The following is an 11,092-nucleotide window of genomic DNA, read 5'->3' on the forward strand; positions in this document are numbered from 1 at the left end:
GCCCGGCCAGAGACATGCCAGGATCCCCATGTGTCGGACTTCCTTGACAATCTGAACAGTTACATCTGGAGTAGCGCGCTGGTCTTTCTATGCCTGGGCGCGGGCGTCTACTTCTCCATCCGCACCAGATTCCTGCAGGTGCGCCAAGTTCCGGAAATGGTCCGGCTGATGCTCAAAGGTGAGAAGTCACCTTCCGGGGTGTCGTCGTTCCAGGCCCTGACCATGTCGCTGGCCGGCCGGGTCGGCACCGGCAACATCGCCGGGGTGGCCACCGCGATCGCGTTCGGCGGCCCCGGTGCGCTGTTCTGGATGTGGGCCGTGGCCTTTCTCGGCGCGTCGACGTCATTCGTCGAGTGCACACTGGGCCAGATCTACAAGACCCGCGACCAACTGACCGGCGAGTACCGCGGCGGCCCCGCCTACTACCTGAGCCGCGCGCTCGCCCACACCCGCGGCGCGGGCCCGTTCAAGGTCTACGGGATGATCTTCGCGGCCGTCACGGTGCTGGCCTGCGGCCTGCTGCTGCCCAGCGTGCAGTCGAATTCGATGGCCGCGGCCATGAATTCGGCCTGGGGCTTCTCGACCTGGTGGGTCGGGGTCGGCACGGTGATCGTGCTGGCCTTCGTCATCATCGGGGGCGTCAAACGCATCGCGGCGTTCGCCTCCATCGTGGTGCCGTTCATGGCCGTGGTCTACATCCTGCTGGCGCTGGTGATCGTCGTGGTCAACGCCGACGTGATTCCCGAGGTCCTGCGGATGGTCTTCGCCAGTGCGTTCGGACTGGATTCCGCGTTCGGTGCGATCATCGGCTCCGCGGTCATGTGGGGTGTCAAGCGCGGCATCTACTCCAACGAGGCGGGCCAGGGCACCGGTCCGCATGCCGCGGCGGCCGCCGAAGTGTCCCACCCGGCCAAACAGGGCCTGGTACAGGCGTTCGCGGTGTACGTCGACACGCTGTTCATCTGCACGGCGACCGGTTTCCTGATCCTTTCGACGGGCGCATACCGGGTCTTCGAAGGGGAAAGCGAGACGGGTGCGGTGCTCGCCGACGGCGGCACGTTGCCGTCGGACACCGCGGTGGGCCCGGCCTTCGCCCAGGTCGGCTTCGACACGCTGTGGAGCGGCGCGGGCGCATCGTTCATCGCGATCTCGCTGGCGTTCTTCTGCTTCACCACGCTGATCGCCTACTACTACATGGCGGAGACCAATCTGAGGTTCATCCTCGGCAAGGCGGCATCGGCACCGGTACCGCTGATCCGCGGCACCGTGGGATCCAACGCCACGATGCTGCTGCAGGCGCTGATCCTGGTATCGGTGGTGATCGGTGCGATCTCGACGGCGACGGAAGCCTGGACGCTCGGCGATATGGGGGTGGGACTCATGGCCTGGCTCAACATCGTCGGCATCCTCATCCTGCAGCGCCCCGCGCTGGCGGCGCTGCGCGATTACGAGCGTCAGCAGCGCGCCGGGCTGGACCCGGTGTTCGATCCAACCGTCCTGGGGATCACCGGCGCGACGTTCTGGGAATCCTACGAACCGACCGGCGAGAAAGGTCGCGAGCCCACGTCGGTGTAGCGGCGGCCCGGTGGCCTGGCTAGGCCAGCAGCGACGCCACCGCGGACCGCGGTACCGCGGCCTGGGTGGCGCCGGCCGCCTCGGCCATCAGCTCACCCTGGCCGAAGAAGAAGATCACCGAATCGTCGGTGATCGCGAAATTCTGGTAGTGCGCGGGATCCAGCCCGACCGTCGGCGGGATCGCCTGCTCGACCCCGGACTGCTTCTGGATTTCGCGCTGCACGATCGGAAAGACCACGTCAAGGGGTTTGGTGCCCGGTCTGAACAGGCTGTCGAACGTGATCGGGGCCCGGGTGCCCAGGTTGTAGTTGAACGCCTTGAACCAGGTCTGCGGATGGGCGCCGCCGACGTTCTGATACACCTCGAACACCAGGCTCTGGGTGCGCGCGGGCACACCCGAGGAGTACGCCGTTCCCCTGCCGTCGAGCACATACGGCTGGTCCCGCGACCCCGGCATGCCCGAAACGTTGACGAATCCGTCCCTGGTCTGGATCAGATAGCCCGCGACCGCCTGCTGGTCGGGATATCCCACCGGGAACGTGTAGTCGAGCGTGTACGTGGCGTTGGCGGTGTGCACCTGGCACACCTGGTCCCGGTCGACGGTGCCGCCGAGTTCGGTGCACGCCGATTGCGCGGCGGTTATCGGCATACCGGTCCACCCGGCCAGTACCCCGACCGCCAGCAGCGGCGCCATCCTCGATATTCGCATCGTCAGCCGTCCTCGCAGGCGATGAACTCGCGCCGGCCACGGCGCCGGCACATCAACACAAGCGTACTGGCGGGTCACCGCGACGGCCGACAAATGTATGCCGTTGCCCGGCTGGACGCCCCGGATCCCAGCCGGGTGAGGATCACCGCGAGCTGTCCGCAACCCCGCAACCGCAGCCGGCGTCGCAGCAGATCGGGGTCGACGTCAAGGCCACGGACCAGGATCTCGACCGCCCCCACCGACCGGTCCGCCAGCGCGGACCGCAGTCGCCGTTCGTGGTAGCCGATCTGATCGAGCACCTCGAATCCGCGCACCCCGTCGGGCAGCCGATCGCCGGACAGATAGGCGATATCGGGGTCGAGTTGCCATAAACCGTGCCGCGCCGCGTAGTGGCGGACCAGCCCGGCCCGCACGACCGCACCGTCGGGGTCGACGATCCACCGGCCGGCCGGAGCCACCGGACAGTCGTCGGGTTCGGCATCGGTGATCTGCTCGTCGTGGTCGAGCAGGGTGGCCCGTCTGCGCACTCCGGCCCCGGCCAGCCCTTGCGACCACAGGCAGGCCTCACGCACCCCGCCCGCCTGGGAGGTCACCTCGATCTCACCGTCGAAACCCATCCGCCGGATCGCGTCGAAATCGATTCCGGGAGCGCACTTTACGACGACGTCCCGGTCCCGGTACACGTCGAGCACGCCGTCCAGCGCGGGCGTGTAGGCCCGTGGGTCGAACCGGCGCCGACCGCCCTGGCGACGGGCCGGATCGATGAATACCACGGCGTCGCGGGTGATCGGCCGCAACGCGTCGGCCCGGCACAGTTCCACACCGGCAACGTTGTTGGCGGCCATCGCAAGTCGCACCGGGTCGATATCGCTGCCCACGAGTTCGCCGGCCGAATGACGCAGTGCCGCAAGCTCACTGCCGATCGAGCAGGTGGCGTCGTGGATACGGGCGCCGGCCAGCCGGGCCGCCCGGTGGGCGGCCACCGGCGCGGTGGTGGCCTGCTGCAACGCCTCGTCGGTGAACAGCCAGGCCGACGGGTCGGCGAATTTCGCCGCGGCCCGCCTGCGCAACCGCACGGTCTCCACCAGCACCGCCGCCCGGTCACCGAATTGCTTTCGCAGCGCGGCGATGTCGGCGACCAGACTGACCGGGGACAGCGGGTGTTCCTCGGCTCGGCGCAGCGCCTGCCCGCCGGCCTGCGATCGCAGGTACCCGACGGTCTCGACGTCGAAGACTACGACGGTTTGACCCCGGTCACCATCACGTTGTAGAACCAGCCCTTGGGCACCACTCTGCGCCACACGTTGGCGTCCACCCAGCTCAGCGTGGTCCAACTGTTGAACGCGAATTTGGCCCAGCCCCAGCCCAACCGGCCGGGCGGAACGGCCGCCTCGAAGGTGCGCACCGGCCAGCCGAGCATGGCCGCGGTGAACTCTTCGCTGCTGGTGCGCACCTCGACGGCGCCCGCATTGGCGGCCATCCGCTCCAGGTCGGCGGGCTCGAACGTGTGCAGGTCCACCACGGCCTCCAGGGCCGCCGCGCGCGAGGACTCGTCGAGCTCGGCCTGGGGACGGCGCCATCCCGCGAGCCCGGGCAGCTTGGTCAGGTTGGTGGCGGCGTGCCAGGTCAGGGTGGACAGCTCGCGGGCGTAGCGGTTGCCGACCGTGGTCGGCTCACCGGCGAAGACGAACCGGCCGCCGGGTTTGAGGATGCGGACCACCTCGCGCAGCGACAGTTCGACATCGGGGATGTGGTGCAGTACCGCGTGCCCGACGACCAGGTCGAAGGTGTCGTCCTCGTAGGGGATGCCTTCGGCGTCGGCGACGCGCCCGTCGATCTCCAGGCCGAGGGACTGGCCGTTGCGGGTGGCCACCTTGACCATGCCGGGCGAGAGGTCGGTCACCGAACCCCGCCGCGCCACCCCCGACTGGATGAGGTTGAGCAGGAAGAACCCGGTGCCGCAACCGAGTTCCAGGGCCCGGTCGTAGGGCAGTTCGCGCTGCTCGGGCTCGGGCACGATGGCGTCGAACCGGCCGCGGGCATAGTCGATGCAGCGCTGATCGTAGGAGATCGACCACTTCTCGTCGTAGGTCTCGGCCTCCCAGTCGTGGTAGAGCACCTGGGCGAGCTTGCTGTCGTGCATCGCGGCCTCGACCTGTTCGGCCGTGGCGTGCGGATTGGGGACCGGCCCGCCGGCCGTATCGACAGCGGCACCCGCGTCGGTGCCGGAATCCTTGATCTCTGTCATGCAGGGCAGCCTAACCGCCGCCGCCCGGTTGGCGTCAGGGCCGGTCCGCCGCCCGGTCGACACGACCGCCGACGGAGGCCTTGGCGGCGGCCAGCACGTCGACCGGATGGCCGACGAAGCGACGCGACCAGGCCAGTGCCGCGTCGTAGACATGGTCGGGGGCCACCATCTCGTCGATCAGGCCCAACTCCAGCGCCTCCTGCGCGCCGACGAACCGCCCGCTGAACACCAGCTCCTTGGCCTTGCTCGGCCCGATCGCCTCGGCCAGCCGCACCCCGCCGCCGCCACGCGGCGCCAGCCCGGCCAGGATCTCGGTGGCGCCGAACTTGACGTTGTCGCCCGCCACCCGCCAGTCGGCGGCCAACGCCAGCGCCAGCCCACTGCCCAGCGCGTAGCCGGTGATGGCCGCGACCGTCGGCTTCGGGATCGCGGCGACCGCCTCGAGGCAGCGCTGCAGGGCGTGATCGGCGGCGGCGTCCTCCTCGGCATCGAAGGTGCGCAGCTCCGGCACGTCGTCGCCGGCACAGAAGATCTCATGGCCGCCGAACAGGATCACCGCCGCGACGTCGGCGCGTTCGGCCAGCTCGGCACAGGCCGCGGAGATCTCCCGGTACATCTGGCGGGTCATGGCGTTGGTCGGCGGCCGCGACAACAGCAGCCCGGCCACCCCCTCCTGTTCGGGGGCGGCACCGATCACGACGTGGACGAATTCGTTCGTGGTCATGGCGATCGGTGGTTCCTGGCCGCGTTGTAGCGCTCGCCGTCGAAGAACTCGATCTCCCAGTTGCCCTCACCGGTAGCCAGGCTGGGTTCGATCGCGACGATCTTGCGCTCGACGGCCAGCACCTCGGCCACCGTGCGACCGTTGAGCGAGTCCAACTGGGTCCAGGTCGGGGGCAGCAGGAAACTGCGCCCCTCGGCGAAGTCGTCGAGCCCGGCCTGCGGCGTGCTCCAGAACGCCCGGTCGGTCTCGGTGTTGTGCCCGTCGGCGCGCTGCCCGTCCGGCATCGCCGCGACGAAGAAGTAGGTGTCGTAGCGGCGGGTGCGCTCCTCCTTCGGCGTCACCCAGTTGGCCCACGGGCGGAGCAGATCGGCCCGCAGGACCAGCTTCTCGTCGCGCAGGAAATCGGCGAAGGACAGGGTGTGGTCGGCCAGCGCGGCCCTGGCCTCGCCGTACACCGAGGCGTCGGAGACGATGCCGGGGTCGCCCACCCCGCTGTGCGGCCCGGCGAACAGCACCCCGGACTCCTCGAACGTCTCCCGCGCCGCGGCACAGACCAGCGCCTCGGCCAGGCCGGTGTCGACGCCGAGGCGCTGCGCCCACCACGACGGCTCCGGGCCGAACCAGGAGATGTCGGCGTTGCGGTCACGGTCGTCGACGCCGCCACCGGGGAACACCATGACCCCGGCGACGAATTCCATCGCGGCGTGCCTGCGCATCAGGAACACCTTGATCCCGTCGGCGGTGTCCCGGACCAGCATCACCGTCGCGGCCGGTCTGGGAACCAGCGGATCGCTCAATCTCGCCTCCTGTGCGCCGCGCGCCTTCTGACCCGTCGGGCGAAGTACCGGCCGTCGATCACATCGAGGGCGATCGACTGGCCGAACGCCCTGGACAGATTCTCCGCGGTCAGCACCTCGGTCAGCAGACCGGACGCGACCACCGTGCCCTCGGACAGGATCAGCCCGTGGCTGAAGCCCACCGGGATCTCCTCGACGTGATGGGTGACCAGCACCATCGCCGGCGCGTCCGGGTCGGCGGCGAAATCGGTCAGCCGCGCCACGAGTTCCTCGCGGCCGCCCAGGTCGAGGCCGGCCGCGGGTTCGTCGAGCAGCAGCAGTTCGGGGTCGGTCATCAACGACCGCGCGATCAGGACCCGCTTGCGTTCGCCCTCCGAGAGCGTGCCGTAGGCGCGTTCGGCGAGATGTTCGGCGCCGACGCTCTCCAGCATGTCGACGGCCTGGGCGTAGTCGACGTCCTCATAGGTTTCGCGCCAGCGGCCCAGCACCGCGTATCCGGCCGACACCACCAGATCGCGCACCACCTCGGTCTCGGGAATCCGCTGCGACAGCGCCGAACTGCTCAACCCGACGCGGGACCGAAGCTCCGACATGTCGGTGCGGCCCAACCGCTCACCGAGCACGTAGGCGGTTCCCGACGACGGATGTTCGCTGGCCGCGGCGATCCGCAGCAGCGAGGTCTTGCCCGCACCGTTGGGCCCGATCACCACCCACCGCTCGTCGAGTTCGACCGCCCAGGTGACGGGCCCGACCAGGGTGTTTCCGCCCCGGCGCAGGGTGACCCTGGCGAAGTCGATCAGCAGGTCGTCCCGATCTACGTCGTCGACACCGGTGGCACTGTCGTCTGCGTCTGCTCCGGTTGTGGGCACTCGCCCATCGTAGTGACCGGTTGCGGTGCCGCTCGGTCGCGCCTGGCCCGTTCGGGCGCACCGAAGTCGTGGAACAGCATGCGACGTGGGGTAAGTCGCAGGAACAGCTGCACCAGCGGCCCGATTCCGAAGGCATAGACGACGGTGCCGACGCCGACGCTCCCGCCGAGCAGCCAGCCGACGGTCAGCACGGTGGCCTCGATCGCGGTGCGGATCAGCCGGACCGACAGCCCGGTCCGCGCCACCAGGCCGGTCATCAGACCGTCGCGCGGGCCCGGGCCGAGACCGGCGCCGATATAGAGGACGGTGCTGACGGCGTTGAGCACGACGGCGCCGACCATCATCGCGATCCGCACCGGCATCGCCGCCGGGGCGGGCAGGACCGCGAGCGTGGCGTCGACCGTGACGGCGATGAGGACGACGTTGGCGACGGTGCCGACCCCGGGCCGGTTGCGCAGCGGGATCCAGGCCAGCAGGACGACGACGCCGACCACGGCCGACGCCAGCCCGATGGTCATCGGGGTGTGGCGGGTCAGACCCTGGTGGAACACGTCCCACGGGTCCAGCCCCAGCCCGGCGCGCACCATCACGCCCATCGATACGCCGTAGCCGACCAGGCCGACGAGCAGCATCACACCGCGGCGCACTGCGTTTCGCGAGCGCACGTCGGCTGTCATGAGTGGTGCTGGAAGCGCAGCCGGATCAGGTCCAGTTCGCGGCGCACGCGCTCCTCGTCGCGGTCGACGTAGTCGCGGATGCCGGCCGGACCCTGCCAGTTGAACGTCGCCGCCAGCCCGTCGGCCAGTCGAGACAGCCAATTTGTTCGCATGCCCCGATAATTCCGGCGATCTGGCTTGCTCATCAATAGCCAGTTGGCGCACACTGGCATCGATATGAGTACCGACATGGTGGGCCGAGCGCTCGATGTGGACCTTTTGGCACGCGAGCTGGGCAACTGGCGCACCTCCAGTCTGAGCGGCCCGGCCTATCTGGGCCTGGCCGACGCGATCCGGCTGCTCATCGTCGACGGCAGGCTGCCGGTCGGCTCACGGCTCCCCAGCGAGCGCGCCCTCGCCGAGTCCCTGCGCGTCTCGCGCACCACGGTCACCGCGGCGTTCACCCAGCTCCGCGAGGACGGTTACCTCAACGCCCGGCGCGGCGCCCGCAGCACCACCGCCCTGCCGGTGCGCCCGCAGGTGACACCCGAGGCCGGCACGCCGACGGTCAGCCTGGCGGCGGCCGCGCTTTCGGCGCCGTGCGCACAGGTGCTCGAAGCGTTCGCCATCGCCGCCAAGGACGTTCCGCCGTTCCTGCACGAGCCCGGCCACGAGTTGATGGGCGTCGCCGCCCTGCGCTCGGCGATCGCCGAAAGATACTGCGCCCGAGGGCTTCCCACCGATCCGACCCAGATCATGGTGACCAGTGGTGCGCAGCACGCGATCAGCCTGATCCTGGCCACCTACACCGAGGCCGGCGACCGAGTCCTGGTCGAGCAACCCACCTACCACGGAGCGCTGTCGGCGATCGCCACGGCGGGCGCCCGGGCGGTGCCGGTCGCGCTCACCGACGAGGGGTGGGAACTCGACGCGGTGCATGCCGCCCTGCGCCAGCTCGCACCGAGCCTGGCCTACCTGATCCCCGACAGCCACAATCCGACCGGGTTCACCCTGTCCGCCGATGACCGGAACAGGCTGGGACACATTCTTTCCGAGACCCGGACCCGCAGCATCGTCGACGAGTCGATGCTCGACATGTGGCTGGACGGCCCGCCGCCGCAGCCACTCGCGGCGACCGTATCCGCGCACCGCGACCTCATGCTGACGATCGGCTCGATGTCGAAATCCTTCTGGGGCGGCCTGCGGATCGGTTGGATCCGGGCCGAGCGCAGCACGCTGGCCACCATCGCGGCCATCCGCCCTTCGCTCGACCTGGGTACCCCGATTCTCGAACAGCTCACCGCGGCGAGACTTCTCGCGTTGCGCGACGACATCCTGCCGGAGCGTCGTGAGCTGCTCCGCAGCCGCAGGGGGTTCCTGGTGTCACTGCTGGAGCGGGAACTGCCGGACTGGCAGCCCGGGCCCGGCCGCGGCGGGCTGTCGCTGTGGGTGAGGCTGCCCGCGCCGATGAGCACCGCGCTGGCGGCGTCGGCGTCGCGGCTCGGCCTTGACCTGCCCGCAGGTCCCCGATTCGGGGTAGACGGAACCTTGGAGCGGTTCGTGCGGCTGCCCTACGGCCTTCCCGAACCCGCGCTGACCGAGGCGGTCGGACTGCTCGCCCGCGCCTGGTCCAGCATCACCGGAACGGTGGGCCCGCAGTCACAGACCCTGGTGGTGTAGCCGCCGGGGGCTACGGCTGCATCAGCGCCAGGCAGGTGCCGTAATGCTCGTCGTTGCACGGGATCCCGTTCACCGTCGGATACTGCCCCGGCCGGGTGACGACCTGCGGCCCGCCCGCGGGCGCCATCACCGGCGGCGCCGCCCCGCTCGAGCCACCCTTGACGCACACACCTTCGAACTTGGACTGCACGGTGCCCGACGGGCAGCGCTTCGCGTCGGCCGGGGCTGCCACCGCGAGCTGTCCGAGGACCGCCGAGGCCGCGACGGCGCCAACCAGGACCGCATGCTTCACCGTGATCACCGGCTCAGCTTACGGCACCCCGCCGCCGCGGGGCACGGTGTCACTCGTCCTCGGGGATGTCGACCCGCCGGACCATGCCGTCGACGGCGTCGGCCGCCTCGATCTCACCGCGGGTGATGCCGAGGATGAACAGCACGGTGTCGAGGTAGGGATGGCTCAACGAGGCGTCGGCCACCTCGCGCAGCGCCGGTTTGGCGTTGAAGGCCACCCCGAGACCCGCGGCGGCCAGCATGTCGATGTCGTTGGCACCGTCGCCGACCGCGACGGTCTGCTCCATCGGCACCCCGGCCTGTTGGGCGAAGTCGCGCAGCGCCTTGGCCTTCCCCGGCCGGTCGATCATCGATCCAACCACCCGCCCGGTCAGCGTGCCGTCGACGATCTCCAGTTCGTTGGCCGCCACGTAGTCCAGCATCAACTCGTGCGCCAGCGGCTCGATCACCTGGCGGAAGCCGCCCGACACCACCCCGCAGTGATACCCGAGCCTGCGCAGGGTGCGGATCGTGGTGCGCGCGCCCGGGGTCAGTTCCAGACGCTCGGCGACGTCGTCGAGCACCGAGGCCGGCAGGCCCGCCAGGGTGGCCACCCGCCGGTGCAGGGATTCGGCGAAGTCGAGCTCACCGCGCATGGCCGCCTCGGTGATCGCGGCAACCTGGGCCTCCATGCCGACCCGCTGGGCCAGCATCTCGATCACCTCACCCTGGATGAGCGTCGAATCGACGTCGAAGACGATGAGCCGTTTGGCCCGCCGGGACAGGCTGTAGTCCTCCAGCGCGATGTCCACGCCCTCGTCGACCGCCACCTGGGCCAGGGCCGCCTGCAGCTGGCCGTAGGCGGCCCCCGACGGTACCGAAACCCGCAGTTCCAGCCCGGTCACCGGATAGTCCGACACCCCGCGGATGAAGTCGATGTTGACGCCGAGCCCGGCCACCTCCCTGGCCACCACGCCGAACGCCCCGGCCGTGATCGGGCGGCCCAGCACCACAATGGTGTGCGTCGACGGCTCGCGCATCACCGGCAGATCGTCGCTGCGCTCGATCGCCACGTCCAGCCCGACACCGTGGATCGCGGCCTCGACGTCGTTGCTCAGCTCGGCCACGTCGACCGTCGCGGCCGGCGCCGCCACCAGTACCCCGAGCGTCAGCCGGCCACGCACCACGACCTGCTCGACGTTGCGCAGCTCGACCTTGTGCCGTGACAGCACCTCGAACAGGGCCGAGGTCACGCCCGGTTGATCGACTCCGGTGACGGTGATGAGCACCGATGAGCGCTCGCGCGAAGAGCCGATGGGAGAAGCCACCTTTCGACTCATCTTCCCCGCAGGCCGCCGTTACGCCTGATCAGGTGCGGACATTTTCGTCGTCGAGACGCGTCACATCCCCGTCGGAGGGGCCGTGCGCCCGGCCCACATGGGCCTCGGCGCGCATCCGCTCGACCATGTGCGGGTAGTGCAGCTCGAATGCAGGGAGGATGGTTCCACCCGGCTCCCGGTCGACCCGCGGGTCGTCGGCGTCCAGATCCGCTGCGGCCCGGTCG

13 protein-coding genes are annotated in these 11,092 nt (G+C 69.8%); 2 read left to right on the top strand and 11 right to left on the bottom strand.

Translation table 11 applies throughout. The annotated features are described in order from the left end of the window. Positions 1-30 precede the first annotated feature (30 nt). Positions 31-1,575 carry an alanine/glycine:cation symporter family protein gene (locus ACWDTP_RS17200; protein WP_450021802.1) on the top strand — a complete coding sequence of 515 codons (1,545 nt, stop codon included), beginning with the start codon at positions 31-33 and terminating at the stop codon, positions 1,573-1,575. A 19-nt stretch (positions 1,576-1,594) separates the two neighbouring features. Here the strand turns inward: ACWDTP_RS17200 and ACWDTP_RS17205 are convergent, their stop codons facing one another. The 8 genes from ACWDTP_RS17205 to ACWDTP_RS17240 all read right to left on the bottom strand — a co-directional run bounded on the left by ACWDTP_RS17205 (position 1,595) and on the right by ACWDTP_RS17240 (position 7,751). Further along, the gene (locus ACWDTP_RS17205) at positions 1,595-2,284 is read right to left on the bottom strand and encodes an esterase (RefSeq protein ID WP_450021804.1); all 690 of its coding nucleotides are present in this window, start codon (positions 2,282-2,284) and stop codon (positions 1,595-1,597) included. Positions 2,285-2,358: 74 nt separating this feature from the next. Further along, a complete protein-coding gene (locus tag ACWDTP_RS17210; protein ID WP_450021822.1) occupies positions 2,359-3,561 on the bottom strand; it encodes a THUMP-like domain-containing protein in 1,203 nt (400 codons plus the stop codon). Beyond that, the gene (locus ACWDTP_RS17215; RefSeq protein WP_450021806.1) at positions 3,519-4,532 is read right to left on the bottom strand and encodes a class I SAM-dependent methyltransferase; all 1,014 of its coding nucleotides are present in this window, start codon (positions 4,530-4,532) and stop codon (positions 3,519-3,521) included. The genes ACWDTP_RS17210 and ACWDTP_RS17215 overlap by 43 nt, the downstream gene beginning before the upstream one ends. Before the next feature lie 34 nt (positions 4,533-4,566). Then, entirely contained in the window at positions 4,567-5,256 is a 690-nt protein-coding gene (locus ACWDTP_RS17220) for an enoyl-CoA hydratase (protein WP_450021808.1), read from the bottom strand. Next, entirely contained in the window at positions 5,253-6,014 is a 762-nt protein-coding gene (locus ACWDTP_RS17225; RefSeq protein ID WP_450021824.1) for an NUDIX hydrolase, read from the bottom strand. Before ACWDTP_RS17225 ends, ACWDTP_RS17220 begins: the two co-directional genes overlap by 4 nt. 35 nt (positions 6,015-6,049) lie before the next feature. Beyond that, a complete protein-coding gene (locus tag ACWDTP_RS17230) occupies positions 6,050-6,922 on the bottom strand; it encodes an ABC transporter ATP-binding protein (RefSeq protein ID WP_450021810.1) in 873 nt (290 codons plus the stop codon). Next, complete coding sequence (yczE, locus tag ACWDTP_RS17235; RefSeq protein WP_450021812.1) at positions 6,868-7,599, bottom strand: membrane protein YczE; 732 nt, start codon at positions 7,597-7,599, stop codon at positions 6,868-6,870. The genes ACWDTP_RS17230 and yczE overlap by 55 nt, the downstream gene beginning before the upstream one ends. After that, positions 7,596-7,751, bottom strand: a complete 156-nt coding sequence (locus ACWDTP_RS17240) for a hypothetical protein (RefSeq protein ID WP_450021814.1) — start codon at positions 7,749-7,751, stop codon at positions 7,596-7,598. The genes yczE and ACWDTP_RS17240 overlap by 4 nt, the downstream gene beginning before the upstream one ends. Positions 7,752-7,815: 64 nt before the next feature. Between ACWDTP_RS17240 and yczR the strand changes: the two genes are divergently transcribed. Next, the gene (yczR, locus tag ACWDTP_RS17245) at positions 7,816-9,258 is read left to right on the top strand and encodes a MocR-like transcription factor YczR (RefSeq protein WP_450021816.1); all 1,443 of its coding nucleotides are present in this window, start codon (positions 7,816-7,818) and stop codon (positions 9,256-9,258) included. 10 nt (positions 9,259-9,268) lie between these two features. On the opposite strand, the gene ACWDTP_RS17250 is transcribed toward yczR, so the two are convergent. The 3 genes from ACWDTP_RS17250 to ACWDTP_RS17260 form a co-directional block, all read right to left on the bottom strand. Continuing rightward, entirely contained in the window at positions 9,269-9,559 is a 291-nt protein-coding gene (locus ACWDTP_RS17250; protein WP_450021818.1) for a hypothetical protein, read from the bottom strand. Between the two features lie 40 nt (positions 9,560-9,599). Beyond that, on the bottom strand, positions 9,600-10,844 hold the full coding sequence (gene serB, locus ACWDTP_RS17255; protein WP_450021826.1) for a phosphoserine phosphatase SerB: 1,245 nt from the start codon (positions 10,842-10,844) through the stop codon (positions 9,600-9,602). A 52-nt stretch (positions 10,845-10,896) separates the two neighbouring features. Further along, positions 10,897-11,092 (bottom strand): hypothetical protein (locus ACWDTP_RS17260; protein ID WP_450021820.1); only part of this gene is annotated, 196 nt, incomplete at its 5' end.

The sequence above is a fragment of the Mycobacterium sp. NPDC003449 genome (genome assembly GCF_053588415.1).